The organism is Streptomyces sp. Je 1-332, from assembly GCF_040730185.1.
Classification (GTDB): Bacteria; Actinomycetota; Actinomycetes; order Streptomycetales; family Streptomycetaceae; genus Streptomyces.
The window spans coordinates 333,525-353,966 of the sequence record NZ_CP160402.1 but is presented as its reverse complement, the minus strand read 5'-3'; the positions used below and the strand labels follow the sequence as shown (position 1 = coordinate 353,966).

17 protein-coding genes and 1 pseudogene are annotated in these 20,442 nt (G+C 70.9%); 12 read left to right on the top strand and 6 right to left on the bottom strand.

The genetic code is table 11. The annotated features are described in order from the left end of the window. Nucleotides 1-127: 127 nt before the first annotated feature. Nucleotides 128-853, top strand: coding sequence for a tyrosine-protein phosphatase (locus ABXJ52_RS01725; RefSeq protein WP_367038737.1), 726 nt, complete (start codon nt 128-130; stop codon nt 851-853). 33 nt (nt 854-886) lie between these two features. Here the strand turns inward: ABXJ52_RS01725 and ABXJ52_RS01720 are convergent, their stop codons facing one another. Beyond that, nucleotides 887-3,088, bottom strand: coding sequence for an FUSC family protein (locus ABXJ52_RS01720; protein WP_367048746.1), 2,202 nt, complete (start codon nt 3,086-3,088; stop codon nt 887-889). A gap of 163 nt (nt 3,089-3,251) precedes the next feature. Continuing rightward, entirely contained in the window at nt 3,252-3,827 is a 576-nt protein-coding gene (locus ABXJ52_RS01715; RefSeq protein WP_367038735.1) for a TetR/AcrR family transcriptional regulator, read from the bottom strand. A gap of 241 nt (nt 3,828-4,068) precedes the next feature. On the opposite strand from ABXJ52_RS01715, the gene ABXJ52_RS01710 reads away from it, so the two are divergent. Genes ABXJ52_RS01710 through ABXJ52_RS01695 form a run of 4 tightly spaced genes read left to right on the top strand, consistent with a single transcriptional unit; the run spans nt 4,069 to nt 8,879 of the window. Further along, nucleotides 4,069-4,623: a 2Fe-2S iron-sulfur cluster-binding protein gene (locus ABXJ52_RS01710; RefSeq protein ID WP_367038733.1), complete on the top strand. Its 555-nt coding sequence runs from the start codon at nt 4,069-4,071 to the stop codon at nt 4,621-4,623. Further along, nucleotides 4,620-5,612: a xanthine dehydrogenase family protein subunit M gene (locus tag ABXJ52_RS01705; protein WP_367038731.1), complete on the top strand. Its 993-nt coding sequence runs from the start codon at nt 4,620-4,622 to the stop codon at nt 5,610-5,612. The genes ABXJ52_RS01710 and ABXJ52_RS01705 overlap by 4 nt, the downstream gene beginning before the upstream one ends. Next, nucleotides 5,609-7,735: a xanthine dehydrogenase family protein molybdopterin-binding subunit gene (locus tag ABXJ52_RS01700; RefSeq protein WP_367038729.1), complete on the top strand. Its 2,127-nt coding sequence runs from the start codon at nt 5,609-5,611 to the stop codon at nt 7,733-7,735. The genes ABXJ52_RS01705 and ABXJ52_RS01700 overlap by 4 nt, the downstream gene beginning before the upstream one ends. Then, the gene (locus ABXJ52_RS01695) at nt 7,728-8,879 is read left to right on the top strand and encodes an XdhC family protein (RefSeq protein WP_367038728.1); all 1,152 of its coding nucleotides are present in this window, start codon (nt 7,728-7,730) and stop codon (nt 8,877-8,879) included. The genes ABXJ52_RS01700 and ABXJ52_RS01695 overlap by 8 nt, the downstream gene beginning before the upstream one ends. Nucleotides 8,880-8,898: 19 nt before the next feature. On the opposite strand, the pseudogene ABXJ52_RS01690 reads toward ABXJ52_RS01695, so the two are convergent. Both ABXJ52_RS01690 and ABXJ52_RS01685 read right to left on the bottom strand, forming a co-directional pair. Further along, a pseudogene (locus ABXJ52_RS01690) lies at nt 8,899-9,662 on the bottom strand (DUF2071 domain-containing protein). Nucleotides 9,663-9,789: 127 nt separating this feature from the next. Further along, nucleotides 9,790-10,188 carry a DUF5997 family protein gene (locus ABXJ52_RS01685; protein WP_367038725.1) on the bottom strand — a complete coding sequence of 133 codons (399 nt, stop codon included), beginning with the start codon at nt 10,186-10,188 and terminating at the stop codon, nt 9,790-9,792. Between the two features lie 58 nt (nt 10,189-10,246). Here ABXJ52_RS01685 and ABXJ52_RS01680 point away from each other — a divergent pair, with 58 nt between their 5' ends. After that, nucleotides 10,247-11,077, top strand: a complete 831-nt coding sequence (locus tag ABXJ52_RS01680) for a LysR family substrate-binding domain-containing protein (RefSeq protein WP_367038723.1) — start codon at nt 10,247-10,249, stop codon at nt 11,075-11,077. A gap of 34 nt (nt 11,078-11,111) precedes the next feature. Here the strand turns inward: ABXJ52_RS01680 and ABXJ52_RS01675 are convergent, their stop codons facing one another. Further along, the gene (locus ABXJ52_RS01675; protein ID WP_367038721.1) at nt 11,112-12,128 is read right to left on the bottom strand and encodes a YdcF family protein; all 1,017 of its coding nucleotides are present in this window, start codon (nt 12,126-12,128) and stop codon (nt 11,112-11,114) included. Between the two features lie 114 nt (nt 12,129-12,242). Between ABXJ52_RS01675 and ABXJ52_RS01670 the strand changes: the two genes are divergently transcribed. The 6 genes from ABXJ52_RS01670 (at nt 12,243) to ABXJ52_RS01645 (ending at nt 19,627) form a co-directional block, all read left to right on the top strand. Then, on the top strand, nt 12,243-12,473 hold the full coding sequence (locus ABXJ52_RS01670; RefSeq protein WP_367038719.1) for a hypothetical protein: 231 nt from the start codon (nt 12,243-12,245) through the stop codon (nt 12,471-12,473). A 315-nt stretch (nt 12,474-12,788) separates the two neighbouring features. Continuing rightward, nucleotides 12,789-13,877, top strand: coding sequence for a DUF1996 domain-containing protein (locus ABXJ52_RS01665; RefSeq protein ID WP_367038717.1), 1,089 nt, complete (start codon nt 12,789-12,791; stop codon nt 13,875-13,877). Nucleotides 13,878-13,964: 87 nt separating this feature from the next. After that, nucleotides 13,965-15,719, top strand: a complete 1,755-nt coding sequence (locus tag ABXJ52_RS01660; RefSeq protein WP_367038715.1) for a discoidin domain-containing protein — start codon at nt 13,965-13,967, stop codon at nt 15,717-15,719. Nucleotides 15,720-15,760: 41 nt separating this feature from the next. Next, the gene (locus ABXJ52_RS01655) at nt 15,761-18,205 is read left to right on the top strand and encodes a glycoside hydrolase family 3 C-terminal domain-containing protein (RefSeq protein ID WP_367038713.1); all 2,445 of its coding nucleotides are present in this window, start codon (nt 15,761-15,763) and stop codon (nt 18,203-18,205) included. 61 nt (nt 18,206-18,266) lie between these two features. Further along, nucleotides 18,267-19,307 carry a LacI family DNA-binding transcriptional regulator gene (locus ABXJ52_RS01650; RefSeq protein ID WP_367038711.1) on the top strand — a complete coding sequence of 347 codons (1,041 nt, stop codon included), beginning with the start codon at nt 18,267-18,269 and terminating at the stop codon, nt 19,305-19,307. A 131-nt stretch (nt 19,308-19,438) separates the two neighbouring features. Further along, on the top strand, nt 19,439-19,627 hold the full coding sequence (locus tag ABXJ52_RS01645; RefSeq protein ID WP_367038709.1) for an antitoxin: 189 nt from the start codon (nt 19,439-19,441) through the stop codon (nt 19,625-19,627). Nucleotides 19,628-19,788: 161 nt separating this feature from the next. Here ABXJ52_RS01645 and thpR read toward each other — a convergent pair whose 3' ends face one another. Further along, nucleotides 19,789-20,421: an RNA 2',3'-cyclic phosphodiesterase gene (gene thpR, locus ABXJ52_RS01640; RefSeq protein ID WP_367038707.1), complete on the bottom strand. Its 633-nt coding sequence runs from the start codon at nt 20,419-20,421 to the stop codon at nt 19,789-19,791. Nucleotides 20,422-20,442: the final 21 nt, after the last annotated feature.

The following is a 20,442-nucleotide window of genomic DNA, read 5'->3' as shown; positions in this document are numbered from 1 at the left end:
GCCCGGAAGGCCCAGGCCTTGGCGCGGCGCCCTGACGCAGCATCTGCCCCAACGCGGCCACCACGGACGGCTCGACGCGGTAGTACACCCACACCCCCCGCCCCGCCCTCCACGTAGGGTTCCGCGCGTGAGACGACACATAGACTTCGAGCGCCTGCACAACTTCCGTGACCTGGGCGGCTATCGGACCTCTGACGAGCGTACGGTGCGCTGGGGCCGCCTCTACCGCTCCGACTCGCTCGCCAAGCTGAGGGGCGCCGACTGGGACCGCTTCCTGTCCCTGGGGATCCGCACGGTGATCGATCTGCGCTATCCGTGGGAGATCGAAGCCAAGGGGCGGGTGCCCGAAGCGGAAGGACTGGCATACGCCAACCTCAGTGTGGAGCACCGCCCTTACGACCAGGCCGAGATCGACCCCGGCCTCGACCCCTGGCGCTTCCTCGCCGACCGGTACGCGGAAGTCGCCCTCGACGGCGCGGCGGAGCTCCACCAGGCCCTTGAGATCATCGCTTCCGGCAGCGCCCCGCAGGTCTTCCACTGCGCATCGGGCAAGGACCGCACCGGCCTGCTCGCGGCGCTCGTCCTCTCGCTGCTCGGCGTGGACGAGGACGACATCGCCGCGGACTTCGCCCTCACCGAACTCGCCACGGACCGGCTGACAGCCGACTGGAGGACGGCCCACCCGGACCGCGCCCTGAACTGGCCCGGCTACGGGCGAGCACCCGAAGCGATAATGCGCCTGTTCCTGGCCGACCTGACCGCCACCTACGGCTCGGTACGTGACTACGCGGTCAAGCAACTGGGCGTCGACGACGCTCTGATCGACCGACTGCGCACGCAGCTGCTCGACTGACCCCGCATCGACGAGCGCGGCCCGGGCGGCCGCTCAGGCCCGCGGCGTCTTGCCCGACGAGCGGCCGCCGTCCGCGACCGGCACGTCGAGGGGCCTCGCGAGTCCCACCACTCCCTCGTCCAGGCGTTGCAGATGGCGCAGCACGCGGTAGGTGACGGTGCCCGAGCGCGGGGCGCCGGACCCCGAGGCCTCCAGCATCGAGGCGATGCTGGCGCCCGACTCGACCTCGCCCGACGCCTTGTCGTCGTCCACGTACCCGGCGATGACCTCGATGTTGTGGGCGATGCGCAGGCCGGCCCGCTCAAGACGCGGGTCGGCCGCGACGTTCTTGCTGTACGGCACGAGCTCGGCCGTCGCCGCCAAAGAACGGGCGTGGTAGGCGCAGGTCTCCAGGAGTGCCACCAGATAGCGGGCGGTCCTGCGGCGGCCGCGCAGCGGGGTGATGGGATGGGTCAACGGCTGGATGGAGGCGCGCAGATCGTCGAGGGCGGTGTCCAAGTCCCTCGCCTTGTCCAGGAGATCGGCCGCCGGGCCGCCGCTGAGCTGCTCGACCGACGCGGAGATGACATCGGCGAGCCGGGTCAGGACCGTGTTCAGGAGCTCGTCGGTGCGGTGGTCGGTGCGCACCGGAAGGACGAGGACCGCCGCGATGATGCCGCAGGCGGCCCCGAGCGCCGTCTCCTCGATGCGCAGCCAGAGCACGGCGAGGCTGTAGGTGTTCAGAAGCGTGTAGAGCAGGCCCAGCATCGCCGTGACGAAGAAGGACATGAGCGCGTACGATAGGGGAGCGGTGAAGAACATCGCGAAGATGAAGACCAGGACCAGCGCGAACGCGACCCACGTGTGGTTGCCGACCAGACCAGCGAGCGCCACCCCGGCGACCACCCCGAGCACCGTGCCCAGGAGCCGTCGATAGCCCTTGACCAGGATCTCGCCCGTGGACGCGGTGTTGAGGAAGACGACCCAGCAGGTGAGCACCGCCCAGTACCAGCGCTGCGTGGAGAGGAACTCGCCGCCGATGATGGCCAGGGTCGAGCCCACCGAGACCTGGAACGCGGCCCTGGTGGTGGGCCGCCTGAGGCCGGTGCGGTCGTCCTCCACGGGTTCGGCGGTCTCCTCGGCACCGGCGATCGCGATGTCCTCGGCGTCGAACTCCTCGCGGGAGCGGGTCGTCGCCGGCGAGTCGTCGGACTCGTCCTGAGGTCCGTCGAGGGCGATGCGCAGACCGAGGACGGCTCGGGCCGCCTCACCGATGCCGCGGAACACGTCCTGCACGGCCATCGAGGCCCGCGGCAGATTGTCCTCGTCGCGGTAGCCGAGCAGCCGGTTGCGTACGTGGGCGAGGCCCGTGCCCCGGTCGTCGGCGACCGGGCGGCCGACCAGCAGGTGCAGGGCTTTCAGGTCCCGGCGCAGGGTGACCGTCGCGTCGTCCTCGGCACGAATGCGCGTCCCGGTCGCCGGTACGGGCGCGTACGGCAGATGCAGGGTGAGGGTGTCCGCGCGCTCGGCGCTGCGCGCGTTCAGGAGGAGTACGCCGAGACGTTCGGCCGCGATCTCCGCGTCCGCCACACGGCGTTGGACCAGTGTCGCCGTAGCCGCGTCGGGGGTGCCCTCCTCGAGGCGCCCCTGGATCATCAGGGCCGTCTCGTGCAGCCGGGAGGTGCCCCGCCGCAGCTCGCCGAGGACCTTCTCCAACTGCTCGGGCGTGGCGTCGAGAAGCTCGATCTGCGTGGCCACCAGCTGCGCGAGCCGCGCTCTGAAGGCGACGCGCAACCGCCCCAGATCACGCCCCGGAGTCTCCGGCACGACGGCGAACCGTACGACAGCGCTGCACGCGAAGGCGACGGCCAGGGCCAGATAGAGGTGGGGCAGGGCGGCGGTGGTGGCGCCCACGAACAGGGAGACGAAGTAGACCTGAAAGCCGATCAGGCCGAGGGCGGTTCCCCGGTCGCCGAACCGGCGGCTGTAGACGGCGCCGAAGATCAGCGCGATGAAGAAGATGTCGCCCGCGACGACCTGGTCGTGCAGCAGCGCGCCCAGGGAGATCGCCGTGAGGGCGACGGGCAGGCCGAGCGCGAGCGTGACCGCCTGGCCGCGCACCTCCTTCTCCTTGATGGCGAAGGTGGAGACCATCGCGGTCATGGCGCCCGCGACCATGTGCGTGACGTCGGTGCCGAACAGCGCGAGGACGACGAGCGTCAGCGCGATCGCGCCGACCGTCCGCAGCCCCGCCATGAGTCGCAGGAGCCCGGGGTCCGATGCCACGAAGCGGTCCCATGTGCCGGTCCTGGTCCGCCGTCTCACTGCCCTCACACCCTCATCGCCGCTGTTCAGGCCGGATTCTGTCACGGACGGACATGACCGGGGCTCAAGGGTTCACAGCGTGATACGCCCTGCGTCAGCGCGGCGCTCCCGCGCGCAGTCCGTCCATGACCAGGTCCAGGAGCCGTCCGGAGCGCGTCTGCCAGTCCCCGTGCGGGTCGATCTGCCACAGGCCGGCGATGGCGAGCAGGAAGTCGTCGGGGGTGACGCCGGGGCGGATGGTGCCCGCTTCCTCGTTCGCCTTCAGGAGGAGCGTGACGGCCGAGGTCACGGGCCCGTGGCCCACTCCGGCCAGCGTGCCCAGCGCGCTGGTGGCCTTGCGCATCGCGTCGGCCAGGCCGGCCTTGGCCATGGCGTACTGCGCGAGGCGGTCCATCCACTCCCGCAGGGCCTGGTCGGGCGGGCGTGTCTCCAGGAGCTGGCAGGCGGTGTCGGCGACCTGCTGGACCTCGTAGCGGTAGACCTCCAGGACGAGGGCTTCGCGGCTCGGGAAGTTGCGGTAGAACGTTCCCTGCCCGACGCACGCCTTCTTGGCGATCGTGCTGAGCGGGGCGTCCGCCGAGTGCGTCAACTCGGCCAGGGCCACTTCGAGGATGCGCTCGCGATTCCGTTGCGCGTCCGAGCGCAGCTGTGGGTCCTTCTTCTGATGCACTCGTCCTCCTCCCGAGAATCACGGCCGGGCCACTCTTGCTAAGCGGACAGCTGTCCGTTAAGTTTTGAAGCTAACGGACAACTGTCCGCTTAGGGTCACCATACCGGCAGACCCCCTTTACGCACAGCGCCACCACCTCGGCGGAGCCTTGGTCGGGACCGCCCCGCGCGACGCTCCCGCTTTTACGTGACACGAGCGACCCACGCTGACCGAAGCTGAGAGAAGCGAAAGAAGGCTGATCGTGGCCCCATCGACGTCCAGCGCCATCACGCTGAACATCAACGGCGAGAAGCACTCGCTGCCCGTCGACCACCGCACCACCCTGCTCGACGCCCTGCGCGAGCGCCTCGATCTGACCGGCACCAAGAAGGGCTGTGACCAAGGACAGTGTGGCGCCTGCACGGTGCTGATCGACGGACGCCGTGCCGTCTCCTGCCTGCAACTCGCCGTCGCCTCCGAGGGGCGGGAGATCACCACCATCGAAGGTGTGGCACAGGGAGACCAACTGCACCCGGTGCAGCAGGCATTTCTCGACCTCGACGGATACCAGTGCGGCTACTGCACGCCGGGACAGGTCTGTTCGGCCATCGCGGTCATCGAGGAACACGCGGCGGGCTGGCCGAGCGCCGCGACCACCGACGTACGGCCCGAGGCGGGCGTTCCCGAGCTGAGCGCCGACGAGATCCGGGAGCGCATGAGCGGCAACCTGTGCCGCTGCGGCGCGTATGTGTCGATCGTCCAGGCGGTCGCGCAGGCCGCGGCCGCCGAGACCAAGGGTGCGGAGGCCGTGGCATGAGGGAATTCGGTTATCAGCGGGCGTCCGACGTCACCGGCGCGGTCGCGCTCCTCGGCGAGGACCCCGACGCGCGCGTCCTGGGTGGCGGCACCAACCTCGTCGACCTGATGAAGACCGGCGTGGAGCGGCCCGGACTGCTCGTCGACGTACGCGAGTTGCCCCTCGACCGGATCGAGACCACGGACGACGGCGGTCTGCGGATCGGCGCGACCGTCACTAACAGCGACCTCGCCGCCGACCCCGAAGTGCGGCGCCGCTACCCGGCGTTGGCCGAGGCCGTCCTGGCGGGAGCGTCGGGCCAGCTGCGCAACATGGCCACCGTCGGCGGAAACCTGCTCCAGCGCACCCGCTGCGGCTACTTCGCCGACGTTTCCAAACCCTGCAACAAACGCGCCCCCGGCACCGGTTGCCCCGCCATCGAAGGGGAGCACCACAACCACGCCATCCTCGGCGCCACCGAGCACTGCGTCGCAGTCCACCCCTCCGACATGGGCGTGGCGCTCGCCGCCTTCGACGCCGTCGTCTCGTACGAGACGGCACAAGGAGTCGGTGAACTGCCGCTCACCGACTTCTACTTGTCCGTGGGCAGCACCCCGCATCTGGAGACCGCGCTGCCGTCCGGCGCCCTCATCACCGGCATCACCCTGCCCCCGGCGCCGGTCGCCGCCCACTCCCGCTACCGCAAGGTGCGCGAGCGCGCGTCGTACGCCTTCGCGATCGGCTCGATCGCCGCGGCGCTCGACGTCCAGGACGGTGTCGTACGCGAAGTGCGCCTGGCCTTCGGTGCCGTGGCGTCCCGGCCGTGGCGTGCCCGGGAGGCCGAGCGTGTCCTGACCGGCGGCCCCGCGACCGCCGAGGCGTTCGCCGCCGCCGCGGACGCCGAACTGGCCGCCGCGAAGACGCTGCCCGACAACGGCTACAAGGTCACGCTGATGCGCAACCTCGTCGTCGCCCTGCTGACCGAGCTCACCGAGGAGGCCGCGCGATGACCGCGACAACCACGTCCACGGCGGCGGCGAGCGCCGTCGGCGCCACGTTCACCCGTGTGGAGGGCCGCGACAAGGTCACCGGCACGGCCCGGTACGCGGGCGACATCCCCTTCGCCGAACTCGCCCACGGCTGGCTCGTGTTGTCCACGATCGCGCGCGGCCGTGTCCTCTCGGTCGAGGCTGATCCCGTGCGCGAGATGCCCGGCGTCCTGGCCGTCCTGCACCACGGGAACGCGCCGCGTGTCGACGGCGACTACGTCAGCATGCTCGGCGTGCCCGACCCGATCGTCGAGGTCTTCCAGCACGACAAGGTGCCGTTCGTCGGCTGGCCGGTGGCGATGGTCGTCGCCGAGACCTCCGAGCAGGCACGCGAGGCCGCCGAGGCACTGGTGGTGCGGTACGAGGAAGAGCCGCACGACGTCGCGTTCTCCGCCGCGCACCCCGGCCTCTACACCCCCGAGGGCGACGGCCATCTGGTGGAGAAGGGCGACCTGGAGGCCGAACTCGCCGCGTCCGCGCATGTCGTGGACGCGGAGTACACCACGCCCGAAGAGCACCACGGGTCGATGGAACCGCACGCGGCGATGGCGCGCTGGGACAACGGCCGTCTCGAGGTCGTCGACTCCAACCAGGGCAGCACCTGGGTCGCGGACGAGCTGTCCAAGCTGTTCTCGCTCGACCCGACCTCGGTCCGGGTCCGGTCCGAACACGTCGGCGGCGCCTTCGGCTCCAAGGGCGTACGCGTCCACCAGGTCCTCGCCGTGATGGCGGCGACGCTGCTCGACCGCCCGGTCCGGGTCGTCCTCAGCCGTCGCCAGCTGTTCACGCTCACCGGCTACCGCAGCCCCACCGCCCAGCGCGTGCGGCTCGGCGCCGACGCCGACGGGCGGCTGCGCGCCGTCGACCACCAGGGCCACAGCCTCACGTCGACGGTCCATGAATTCGTCGAGGCAAGCGCCGGGTTCGGGCGTCCCCTGTACGCCGCAGACGCCCACCGCAGCGTCAACCGCGTGGTACGTCTCGACGTGCCCACTCCGACCTATGTGCGCGCGCCGGGTGAGGCGCCGGGCTCTTTCGCCCTGGAGTCCGCGCTCGACGAACTCGCCGAGCGGTGCGGTGTGGACCCGATCGCACTGCGCGCCCGCAACGAACCGGACGTCGGCCCCGTCTCCGGACTGCCGTTCGCGAGCCGCAATCTGCTCTCCGCCTTCGAGGAAGGGGCCCGCAGGTTCGGCTGGGCGGACCGTGACCCGCGCCCCGGCCTGCGGCGCGAAGGCCGCTGGCTGCTTGGCACCGGCACGGCGGCGGCCACGTTCCCGGTGATCGTCATGCCGTCCACGGCGGCCGTGACCGCGGAGGCCGACGGCACCTTCACGGTGCGGGTCACCGCGGCGGACGTCGGGACGGGTGCGCGGACCGCACTGACGCTGATCGCTGCCGAAGCCCTCGAAGTGCCCCAGGACCGCGTCCGGGTCCGCATCGGCGACAGCGACTTCGGCCCGGCGGCGATCTCCGGCGGCTCGATGGGCACCCGCTCCTGGGGCTGGGCCGTCCGGATGGCCGTGGCCGACCTGCGGGAGCAACTGGCCCTGGGCGGTGACATTCCGCCGCAGGGAATCACCGTGCGGTCCGACACCAGCTCGGCGGTCGGAGGCCTCTCGCAGAAGGAACGGCACTCCTACGGCGCGCAGTTCGCCGAGGTCGCCGTCGACGCGACCACCGGTGAGGTGCGGGTGCGGCGCATGCTCGGCATCTTCGCGGCCGGCCGCATCATCAACCCGCTGACCGCGCGCAGCCAGTTCGTCGGCGGCATGACCTGGGGCCTGTCCATGGCCCTGCACGAGGAGGCCCACCGGGACCAGGCGACGGGCGGCCACGTCGGCGCCGACTTCGCGGGCTACCACTTCGCCGCCAACGCCGACGTACCGGTCATCGAGGCGGACTGGGTCGAGGACACGGACGCGGACGACCCGGTCGGCATCAAGGGCATCGGCGAGATCGGCATCGTGGGGGCCGCCGCGGCCGTCGCCAACGCCGTCTGGCACGCGACCGGCGTACGCCACCGCCAGCTGCCCATCCGCCCCGACCGTGTCCTGGACGCGGGAGGAGCCCCGGGTGCTTGACATCGCCGAAGCACTGGACCGATGGGTCGAGGAGGGCCGCGACTTCGCCGTCGCCACCGTCGTGACGGTGGGCGGCAGCGCGCCGCGCCCGCCCGGAGCGGCCCTCGCCGTCGACAGCGGGGGCACGGTCATCGGTTCGGTCTCCGGTGGCTGTGTGGAGGGCGCGGTGTACGAGCTGTGCGTCCAGGCCCTCCAGGACGGCAGAGCCGTGCGCGAGCGGTTCGGCTACAGCGACGAGGACGCCTTCGCCGTCGGCCTGACCTGCGGGGGAGTCATCGAGGTCCTGGTGACTCCGGTCAGCGCCGACGCGCCGGGCAGGCACGTCTTCGCGGCGGCCCTCTCGGCCGCCGCCCGCGGCCGGTCCGCGGCGATCGCCCGCGTGGCCCGGGGCCCGGCCGAACTCCTCGGCAGGGTCGTGCTCGTCCACCCCGACGGCTCGCACGAAGGAGGCATCGAGGGGCACCCTGACCTCGACCGTACGGTGGTGGGGGAGACCCACGCGATGCTGGACGCGGGCCGCACCGGAGAGTTCGACGTCTCCGAGAGCGGCTCGCGCTGCGGGGAGCCCTTGACCCTGTTCGTCGAGTCGAGCGTGCCCCCGCCCCGCATGATCGTCTTCGGTGCGATCGACTTCGCCGCGGCCCTGGTGCGCACGGGCAAGTTCCTCGGCTACCACGTGACCGTGTGCGACGCCCGTCCGGTCTTCGCCACGCGGCTCCGCTTCCCCGAGGCCGACGACATCGTGGTCGACTGGCCGCACCGCTACCTCCGGGACACCGCGACCGACAGCCGCACGGTCCTGGCCGTCCTCACCCACGACGCCAAGTTCGACATCCCCCTCCTTGAGGTCGCCCTGCGGCTGCCGGTCGCGTTCGTCGGCGCGATGGGTTCACGCCGCACCCACGAGGACCGCAACCGCCGCCTGCGCGAAGTCGGCGTCACCGAAGAGGAGTTGGCCCGCCTGCACTCCCCGATCGGGCTCGACCTCGGGGCCCGCACACCGGAGGAGACCGCCCTGTCCATCGCGGCGGAGATCGTCGCGGCGCGAAGGGGCGGCACGGGCGCTCCGCTGACCGGCTCCGGCACGCCGATCCACCACGAAGCGGGCGGTGCGGGGGCGAGCGGCTCCCACGCGGCGGCGTGATCCGACGCGGCGGCATCCCTCAGGGAGTCGGGATGCCGCCCGGCCGGGCGGGGCGCCCGAAGCGCACCGGAACACCCGGCGAATACAGCACACTCACCGGGTCCCCGGCCGGCCGCGGCAGCCCCGCGGCCGCGATCAGATCCTCGTCGCACTCGATGAGATCGGCCCGGTGCAGCGGCCAGCGCGGATGCGCGTTCGGCAGGAACATCTGCCGCCCGAAGAACGTGTTGTGCATGCCCCACCGAGCGGTGAGGAAGTGCTCGAAATCAGTGGGCTCCTCGACCGGCTCGCCCACCCGGACGGCGATACGGCTGTGCGCGCCCCGCGGCCCCGGCCAGCGCCTGACGCTCGCGTACGTCACGGTGTCGCCGCTGCGCCGGATGCTCATCCGCGACCACTGGTACGGCAGCCGGAAGGCGCCGCGCGCCACCGCCACGGGAATCAGCCGCGAGGCGTCGAGGGAGCGGAAGACGACGCCGCGGCGGCCATGGGCGTCCACCGAGTAGAGGCGGACGTTGGTCTCGGGAAACGTACCCAGATAGGGGATGCCGGGGAGCCTGAACCAGCGACCCGGTGCATGCGGAACGCGACCAGACCCACGTAGGTCGCCCCGTCGTGGAGATCGGGGACGGTACCGGCAGGGAGGAGTGGCGCGACATCCGCGGGGTCCACGGCCCAGTGCACGAAGGCGAGGTCCAGCCACGACTGCGTGAGCAGCGGGTTCTCGGCGGAGGCGGGCGGGTCGGCGGTAATCGGTTCCGGCACTGCGGGGGTGAGGACCACACGATCAGCTTCGCAGGGCCCCCGGCCGCGCTTGCCACGGGGGCGGGTGTGTGGGGCGGGCGCACACGACCGAGCCCCCGGCTGTCGAGTCAGTCCGGGGGCTCGGTCGTGCGTGATACTGGGGCGGTCAGGAACGCGACCGGCGCTCCTGCTCCGCGGCGTTCTTCTCCTTGATGCGTACCGTCTCCTTGCGGACCTCGGCCTGGGTGGCGCGCTCCTTCTGCAGCCACTCCGGGTTGTCGGTCTTGATCGCCTCGATCTGCTCCGTGGTGAGGGCCTCGGTGACCCCGCCGCGCGCGAGGCCGGCGATGGACACGCCGAGCTTCGACGCGACGACCGGCCGGGGGTGCGGGCCGGTGCGCCGCAGCTCCTGGAGCCACTCGGGCGGCTCGGTCTGCAGGGCGTTCAGCTCGGTGCGCGAGACGACACCCTCCTGGAACTCGGCGGGGGTGGCCTCGAGGTACACACCCAGCTTCTTCGCCGCGGTCGCGGGCTTCATGGTCTGGGCGGTCTGGTGCGACGTCATGGTCCCCAGGGTATCGAGCGTGTGAGCTACCGCCGACCACGACCGGTAACCTGGCGGAGTGACGGACTCGCAGGTAACCCCTTCTTTCAGGCTCGCGTACGTACCGGGGGTGACACCCACCAAGTGGGTGCGGATCTGGAACGAGCGGCTCCCTGACGTGCCCCTGACTCTCGTGGGGGTGGCCCCCGGCGACGCCTTCGAGCTCCTGCGCAGCGGCGGCGCCGACGCCGGCTTCGTACGGCTGCCGGTCGACCGTACGGACCTCAGCGCGATCCCCCTCTACACCGAGACGACCGTCGTGGTGATCCCCAAGGACCACGTCATCGCGGCGGTCGACGAAGTGACCGCGGAGGACCTGGCCGACGAGATCGTCCTGCACCCCCTCGACGACACCCTCCCGTGGGAGAAGCTGCCGGGAAACCCGGCGAACGAGCGCCCCGCGACGACGGCCGACGCCATCGAACTGGTGGCCGCGGGCATCGGTGTCCTCGCCGTCCCCCAGTCGCTCGCCCGCCTGCACCACCGCAAGGACCTCACCTACCGGCCGCTCACCGAAGCCCCCGAATCGCGGGTCGCGCTGTCCTGGCCCGAGGACGCGACCACGGACCTGGTGGAGGACTTCATCGGGATCGTGCGAGGACGCACCGTCAACAGCTCCCGCGGCCGCTCCCAGACCCCGGCCGCCGGTGCGGCGCCGGACCAGTCGAAGCGCAAGACCCCCGACAAGAACGCCGCCCGACGCAAGCCGACGGCGGGCAAGTCGGGCAAGAACGCCCGCAGCGGTGCGGGCGGCGCAGCAAAGGGCGGCGCTTCGAAGGGCGGCGGCGCGTCCAAGGGCGGTGCGGCGAAGAGCGCCGGTAAGCGCGGCAAGCCCCGCCGCCGGCCGTAGCCAGGACTTCGGCGCCCAAGCCGCTACAGCGGCCTCAAGAGGCGTTCTGCTGGGCCCACCAGGCGGCCACCCCGCCGAGGAGGAGCAGCAGGCAGATCGCCGCGTTGGTCCGCTTGTAGGCCACGAGGACCGCGGCGAACTCACGGATCGTCGCGGTGGGCCAGAAGTACGCGGCGGTCGGCGAGCCCACCACCTGGCCCTTGATCCCGGTCCGCCGAGCGGTGAGCGCGGCACGGAAGGCGTGGTAGTTGTTCGTGACGATGACGCACCGGTAGTCCGGCTTCGACTTCTCCATGATCGCCTTGCTGAACCGGAGATTCTCGTCGGTCGTCGTCGAGCGGTCCTCCCGCTCGATCAGGCCCGCGGGAAATCCATGGGCGATCAGATCGTCGGCCATAGCGTGGGACTCCGGCACGTCCTCGTCCGGCCCCTGGCCGCCCGAGGTGATGACCACCGGCGCATCGCCCCGCTCGGCGAGGCGCGCGTGCACCGACTGCGCCCGCCTGAGGCGACTGGCCAGCAGAGGCGGCACGGTGGACCCGCCGACGAGCCCCGAGCCGAGGACGACCACGAAGTCGGCCTTGCGGTGTACGCGCAGCCGCCCGTAGAGGAACGCGTAACAGACGAAACACAGGAACAGGAACGCGAGATAGGCGGCGAGCCCGCCGGCCGCCGTGCCCACCCCGACCCACACCGGCGTCCGTACGACCACCGCCATGACCACCAGCGCCACGACCGCCACAATGGCCAACGCCGCTACCAGTGAAAGCAAGTTGGTCGGGCTTCTGCCTTCCTTGCGCACCATCTGCAGGCCGTTGGAGAACAGGAAGCCTGTCAGTACGAGGATGCTCAGAGCGCCGAGCACCAGCAGCGCCCACGCCACGGCCTGACCCGATGCCGAGCCGGACCTGACCAGTTGGAACAGCCAGGCCGCGAGAGCGCAGAGCGCGGCCAGCCCCAGGATCACGGCATTGCTGAACTTCCTGCGCTCGCGCGCCACGCGCACGCAGAAGACGAGGAAGAGGAGTACCGCCGGGGCGTAGACCAACATCCGCACAGCGTAGGCGCCGCCGCCCTCCGCTTCGCACCGGATCCGAAGACGTCCGCTGCGGTGATCTCCGGGGCCAGGCCGTGCCCTTCTGCGCGACAGGGAGTTGACCCCGGTATGAAGAAGCGAAGCGTACTGGCCGTTGCCTCTCTTGCCGCCGGGGCTGTCATCGCCGCCATCAGCCCGCCCCAGGGAGCGGACACCGCGGACGCGAGGGAGCCCGCCCACGCCGTGGGCGCGCTGGACGAGATCGGCGACACCGCTCCGTCGGTCGAGGGCGCGCCGCAGACACCCGGCGCCGGTCTCGGCGTGGTCGCCCCCGACATCTCCAGCACCCAGCACCTCTGAGGACGACTTCTGAGGCACGACCTCTGAGATACGACCTCTGAGATACGACCTCTGAGGCACAACCTGAAAGCGGGGCCGGGACGTACGCGTCCCGGCCCCGCCGCGTGTCCACCTGTCCCAGCGAGGCGTGCGGCGCTCCCCAGCATCCAAGAATGCGCTGCCTCTTGACACGTTCGCGTCACGATGGGAACACTCCGGGAGAGCGCTCTCCCGGAGTAGATACGGTCGGGTGCTCGCCCCGGCCTCCGGGAGTGCACGGCCACGGCTCCCGGACAGGCCGGCCCCCCATCCCTCTCCACGTGGCAGGAGGTCTCCATGGCACGGAGATCGAGAACGATTTCGGGAGCGCTGATCGCGGGCGCCCTGTTACTGAGCTCCCTAGGCATCGGTGGCATAGCGGTGAGCGCCGATCACGCGTCCGAGCCCCGGACGTCGAAGGCCGCGACATCGCACTCGGGCCACACCATGGCCGCATCCACCCGCGCGGCGGCGGAGGACGCCGACGCGGACGGGTACATCCCCGCGAAGTCACCCGTCACCGGCGTCGAACCGTCGGCCGACCAGCCGCCGCACCGCTACTTCCACGAGTTCCAGGCACACTGCTCGGTGTCGCACACCGCCCCCGACGACCCGATCGTCTACCCCGGGCAGCCCGGCAAGTCGCACGACCACACGTTCATGGGCAACACGACGACGAACGCGAGCAGCACCACGGGGTCCCTGGACTCCGGGTCCACCAAGTGCCTTGCCCCCGGCGACAGGTCGGCGTACTGGATGCCCACGCTGTACAACGGCGACCAGGAGATACGGCCCGTAGGGGATCAGACGATCTACTACAAGGCCGGGGTCACCGACTACACGAGTGTGCGGCCGTTCCCCAAGGGCCTCAGGTTCGTCGTCGGCAGTCCGATGCAGAGCGCGCAGGAGTTCCGCGACCACCCCGGCTTCGTCGAAGGGTGGGAGTGCGGGGAGAGCTACTTCAACGTCGACTTCCCCAAGGTCTGCCCCACGAGCCGTGACACGCAGCTCAACATCCGTTTCCAGGCGCCCAGTTGCTGGGACGGCAAGACGCTGGACTCCCCGGACCACCAGAGCCATATGTCCTACCCGGTGGTCAAGGACGGCACCAACGACAACGTGTGCCCGACCAGTCACCCCGTCGCTCTGCCGATGGTCGAGTTCAAGATGGCGTTCCCCGTCAACGGGGACATGTCCAAGGTCCGGCTGGCGAGCGGGACCGGCCACTCCTTCCACTACGACTTCTTCAACGCGTGGGACGACGCGACGCTGAAGGCGCTGGTGGATCACTGCATCGTCGGCGGCCTGCAGTGCGACCCGCGCGGCTATGACCAGACGCACCCCGAAGCGGGCGCGGCGCTCGACGAGAACTACGAACTGCCGTGAGCCCGGCCTGCGAAGGGCGGGGCACCCTTCCGCCCTTCGCAGGCAATCCCCTTCCCCGCACTTCCCCCCCTCGCCCAGGAGACCCCCATGCGCAGACCGCGCACAGCCCCCTCCCTCCGCAGCATCATTGCTCCAGCGACCGCGGGCCTGCTCGTGACCGCCGCCCTGGTGCTTCCCGCCCCACAGGCGCACGCGGCAGGCAGCGTCGTGAAGGTGACCGGTTCGCAGGGCAACTGGCAGCTCACCGTCGACGGCTCGCCCTACCAGGTCAAGGGCCTGACCTGGGGCCCTTCCGTCGCGGACGCCGACAAGTACCTGCCCGACCTGCGGTCCATGGGCGTCAACACCATCCGGACCTGGGGCACCGACGCCTCCAGCAAGCCCCTGTTCGACTCCGCGGCCGCCCACGGCATCAAGGTCGTCGCGGGCTTCTGGCTCCAGCCCGGCGGCGGCCCGGGGAGCGGTGGCTGTGTCAACTACCTGACGGACACGGCGTACAAGGACAAGATGCTCGAGGAGTTCCCCAAGTGGGTGGACACCTACAAGGACAACCCCGGCGTCCTGATGTGGAACGTGGGCAACGAGTCGGTGCTCGGCCTGCAGAACTGCTACGCCGGGGACGAGTTGGAGAAGCAGCGCAACGCGTACACCACCTTCGTCAACGACGTCGCCAAGAAGATCCACGCGGTGGACCCCAACCACCCCGTCACCTCCACCGACGCCTGGACCGGGGCCTGGCCGTACTACAAGAAGAACGCGCCTGACCTCGACCTGTACGCCGTCAACGCCTACGACGCCACGTGCGACGTCAAGTCCGACTGGGAGCAGGGCGGTTACGACAAGCCCTACATCGTCACCGAGACCGGGCCCGCCGGTGAGTGGGAGGTCCCCGACGACGCGAACGGGGTGCCCGAGGAGCCCACCGACCAGGCCAAGGCCGCCGGTTACACGAAGGCCTGGGACTGCGTCACCGGTCACCGAGGTGTCGCGCTCGGCGCCACGATGTTCCACTACGGCACCGAGTACGACTTCGGTGGTGTGTGGTTCAACCTGCTTCCCGCCGGTCAGAAGAGGCTCTCGTACTACGCGGTGAAGAAGGCCTACCAGGGCAGCACCGCCGGCGACAACACTCCGCCGGTCATCTCCGAACTGGCCGTCGACGGCGACGCGGGCAAGGTCCCCGCGGGCAGCCCGCTCACACTCACGACCAAGGTCAGCGACCCCGACGGCGACGCGCTGTCCTACGAGGTGCTCGCCAACAGCATGTACATAGACAAGAACAAGGACCTCACCCCGCTGACCGTCACGGACCAGGGATCGGGTCGGCTGAAGGTCACGGCCCCGGACAAGCCCGGTGTCTGGAAGATCTACGTGAAGGTCAGTGACGGCAAGGGCAACGTCGGCATCGAGACGCGGTCCGTGCGTGTGGTGGTGCCCCCGGTCGACGGCACGAACGTCGCCCAGGGCAAGCCCGCGACCGCCTCGTCCTTCCAGCCCGGCAGCGGCGACTGCCCGTGCACCGCGGCCAACGCGGTGGACGGCAAGCAGAACACCCGGTGGGCCAGTGACTGGAGCGACCCGCAGTGGCTCCAGGTGGACCTGGGCTCCACCACCTCTTTCAAGCACGTGCAGCTCAACTGGGAGACGTCGTACGCGAAGACGTACACGATCCAGACCTCCGACGACGGACAGAACTGGAGGACCGTGCACGAGGTGCGGGGCGGCAACGGCGGTGTCGACGACTTCGATGTGAACGGTTCGGGCCGCTATGTGCGGGTCAACGGAACCGAGCGAGGCACCGGATACGGCTACTCCCTCTACGAGTTCGGCGTCTACAACTGATCCACCGGCGCGGGTCCGGGATCATTCGGGAGGAGTAGAGGATGACGCGCGACGAACTGCTCTGTCTTGTGGACACGCTGGAACTGGAGCGGAAGGTGGAGCTCCTGACCGGAGCCACCGTGTGGCGCACCCGGTCCGAACCAGCCCTCGGGCTGAGGGAGATGGTCTTCTCCGACGGCCCCGCCGGTGTGCGGGGGGAGGAGTGGGACGAGCGCCGCCCCTCGCTGCTCCTGCCCTCCGCCTCCGCGCTTGGCTCCCTGTGGGACGAGCAACTGGCGGGGGAGCTGGGCGAACTGCTGGCCTTCGAGGCGCTGCGCAAGGGCGTGCACGCGGTCCTCGCGCCCACCTTGAACCTCCACCGCACCCCGCTGGGAGGGCGCCACTTCGAGTGCCTGACCGAAGACCCCGAACTGGCCGCGCGCACCGGAGCCGCCCTGATCCGCGGCATCCAGGCGCACGGGGTCGCGGCGACCGCCAAGCACTACGTGGCGAACGACTCGGAGACCGAACGGCTCACCCTGGATGTACGGGTGGACGAGCGGACGTTGCGCGAGGTGTATCTGGCCCCGTTCGAAGCCGCCGTCGGCGCGGGTGTATGGCTCGTCATGAGCGCGTACAACCGCGTCAACGGCACGACGATGACGGCCAACGACCTGTTGGCCCAACCGCTGAAAGGAGAGTGGGGATTCGACGGGGCCGTCGTCTCCGACTGGGGAGCCGTGCGCCTGACGGCCGAGAGCGCGGCGGCGGCCCAGGACCTCGCGATGCCGGGCCCGGAGGGCCCGTGGGGCGCGGCTCTGGTGGCGGCGGTCCGGTCCGGCCACGTCACGGAGGAGGCCATCGACGACAAGGTGGTGCGCCTGCTCACCCTGGCCGACCGTGTTGGTGCCCTGGGCTCCGGCCGAAGGCGCCCCCCGCGCGCGTGGCCCAGCGGCACCGCACGCCGACTGCTGCAACGGGCGGTGGCCGCCGGCACCGTACTCCTGCGCAACGAGAACGTCCTGCCCCTGGACGCCTCCGCGCTCGGCAGCGTCGCGGTCATCGGACGGCACGCGACGGCGCCGCGGCTCCAGGGAGAAGGCAGTGCCGGAGTCTTCCCGGCGGACGTCGTGACACCGCTGGAGGGGATCCGGGCCCGGCTGCGAGGACGGGCCCAGGTGCTGCACGTTCCCGGGCCCGGTCTGGGCGGGCGGCCGAGGCCACTCGACCCCGCACGCTGCGCGAACCCCCGCACGGGGGAGCCTGGCGTGCTGCTGCGGGTGCTGACGGCGGACGGACGTGAACTGTCCGCCGAACACCGCCTTACGGGAAGACAATTGGAGCCCCCTCTCGCACCAGAGGCCCACACCATCGAGATCAGCGCGCTGGTTCGCACGGCAGACGAGGGGAAGTGGACGTTCGCAGTGGGCGGCTACGGCCGGATGATTCTCACGGTGGACGAACAGACCTTGGTGGAAGGGGAGTTCGCGCGCGACACCGAGGACCCCGCGGTCATTCATCTCGACCCACCACGACAGCACGCCTCGGTATGGCTGCCCGCCGACCACGCCGCACACGTCGTGGCCCGCCGTGAACTGGCGCCCGACACCGGACGCGCCGTCGTCGTGACGGCCGCCGCGCCCGAACCGGACCCCGACCGGGCCCTGTTCGAAGCGGCCCGGGCCGCGCGGGACGCGGACGTGGCCGTGGTCGTCGTCGGCACCACCGAGGGCAGCGAATCCGAGGGACACGACCGCACCTCGCTCACCCTTCCCGGCCGCCAGGACGAACTGGTCGCGGCGGTCGCCGCCGCGAATCCGCGCACCGTGGTCGTCGTCAACTCGGGCGGACCCGTCGAGCTGCCCTGGCGCGAACAGGCCGGCGCCGTGCTCCTGTCGTGGTTCCCCGGTCAGGAGGCGGGGAGCGGACTCGCCGATGTCCTCTTCGGGCAGGCGGAGCCGGGTGGCCGCCTGCCCACCACGTGGGGAGCCGCGCTCACGGACGCACCGGTCAGTGAGACCCGCCCGCGGAACGGCGCGCTCGCCTACGCCGAAGGGCTCCACATCGGCTACCGGGCCTGGCTGCGGGCCGGCCGCGAACCCGCCTACTGGTTCGGGCACGGCCTGGGCTACACGACGTGGGGTTACGACCGCCTCCGGGTCGCGAGCACGGTCGACGAGGGGCAGGCCCTGCTCGTGGAGGTGCGGTTGCGCAACACGGGCCCGCGCCCAGGCCGTGAGGTGGTGCAGGTCTACCTCGCGCGGCCCGACTCCGCCGTGGAGCGGCCGGTCCGGTGGCTCGCGGGCTTCACCGCGGTCCGGGCGGAGCCGGGCGAGACGGTGACCGCGTCGGTGGAGGTACCGGCCAGGGCGCTGCGCCACTGGGATGCGGAAGAGCACCGATGGCGCACCGAAGCGGGTGCCTGGCAGATCCTCGCCGGGCGCAGTGCCGGAGATCTGCCCCTGACGGCGACGACCACGGTACGCGGGTCGAACAACCGCTCCTGACCGCCGGGCGGCACGGGAGAGCGCTCTATGACGCCTGGTCGCGGGGCGTTAGGGTTCCCGGATGGACAGACAGATGCCGACGCTCGAGGACGTGGCGCGCGAAGCGGGGGTCTCCCGTGCCACCGTCTCCCGGGTGGTCAACGGCGTGCGCAACGTCGCCCCCGCCATCCAGGACGTGGTGCGAGCGGCCATCGAGCGTACGGGCTACGCGCCCAACCGCGCGGCGCGCTCCTTGGTGACCCAGCGCGCGGGCACCGTTGCCCTGGTCGTGTCGGGCGCCGGGGACCAGACCGACACGGCACAGAACGCGTTCGCCGCGCGGGTGTTCGCGGACCCCTTCTTCGGTCGCGCCGTCAGCGGAGTGGTGGGGTTCCTGCGCCCGCGTGCCATGCATCCGGTGCTGATGTTCGCGGAGACGGAGGAATCCCGGCAGCAGGTCCTGACCTACCTGCGCCAGGGCAACGCGGACGGGGCCCTGGTCGTCTCGACCCACGCCCAGGACCCGCTGCCGGAGCTGCTCGCCGAAGCCGGGGCGCCCGCCGTGTTCTTCGCACGCCCCTCCCTTCGCGCCCGCGTCACGTACGTGGACTTCGCGCACCGGGACGGAGCGAGGCTGGCCGCCGAGCATCTCCTGTCCCGTGGCTGCCGACGGGTGGCGACCATCTCCGGACCGCTGGACATCCCGGCGGGGCGCGAACGGCTCGCCGGGTTCCAGGACGGCATGGAGCGGGGCGGACAGCCCTACATTCCCGTGGCCGAGGGCGGGTTCACCCTCGAGAGCGGAGCGAGGGCGATGCGCGGGCTGCTGGCCGAGCACCCGGACATCGACGGGGTCTTCGCGGCCAACGACCTGATGGCACAAGGCGCGTGCCAGGTCCTGAGGGAAGCGGGCAAGCAGGCTCCGCGGGACGTGGCGGTGGTCGGCTTCGACGACTCGAGCGTGGCGGTCACCTGCGTGCCCCCGCTGACGACGGTGCGGCAGCCCGTCGAGGAGATGGGCGCGGAGATGGCCCGGCTGTTGCAGGAACAGATCGAGGGCGTACGGACCGACCCCACCTCGGTGATCTTCGAGCCGGAACTCGTGGTGCGGGAGTCGGCCTAGCGCGCGACGGCGACAGACAGCGCCGACCACGTTGTCGCAGGCAGAGGGGGTGTTCGGGGCCACCGGATGCGGATCACGCCCCGCGGTGTGAGCCTGGTGGGTGTGGGGGCGACACAGAGAGGCGGCTGCCCATGTCAGTCATGGACAAGCTCAAGCAGATGCTCAAGGGGCACGAGGACAAGGCCGGACAGGGCATCGACAAGGCGGGTGACTTCGTCGACGACAAGACCCAGGGCAAGTACTCGAGCCAGGTCGACACCGGCCAGGACAAGCTCAGGGACCAGTTCGGCAGGGACCAGGACCGTCCCCCGCAGCAGTAACCGGCCGACGTTTGTCAGTGCCCGCCGCTAGCCTGGACTCTTCTATCCGCGCTGTGTGGCTGCGGCGCTGCCGCCCCGCCCCCGTGATGCAGGGGCGGGGCACTCGGCTGTCGGGAGTGAGCACCTGTCAGGACTGAGCACCTGTCAGGACTGAGCACCTGTCAGGACTGAGCACGCGGACCTGACGAGCGGGCGGAGCGCCGATCGGCGGCGGAACCACCATCGAAACTCCAGGCTCCGACATCGCCGTAGTGAATGGGCCCCGGGCCGCGGCCGACGTTGCTGGCGACCAGGTGCAGACGCTCGGCCTGCCAGGGCCGACCGGTGAATCCGGCCAGTCCGGCAGCGGCTTCCACCGCGCACGACGGGGTGTCCCTGCGGGCGCGGGCCAGCGTCAGATGCGGGCGAAACGGCCGGCCGGCATGAGGGACTCCGCACGCGTCGGTCACGGCACGCACCTCGGTGGCGAGCAGATGCAGCTCTTCGAGGTCGCCGTCGATCCCGCTCCACAGCACACGCTCGTCGAAATGCCCGCCACCGCTCAGTGTCAGGGTCAAGGGCTCGCGGTCGGCCGCGAGGCGCGCGAGCGGTGTACGCAGCACCGGAATCACCGAGACCGGGACCTCGCCGAGGAACGCCAGAGTGATGTGCCAGTCCTCGACGCGGTTCCACCGCATCCGTGGATGTGCCTGGTAGGCAGGGTCGAGCGCTCGCTCCAGTTCCTGCTTCGCTTCGTCGGGCGGGGCCAGAGCGATGAAGACGCGAACGGTCGCGGGCCGGTTCTGTTCGTTCACAGAAGACTTCGTACCGCATCC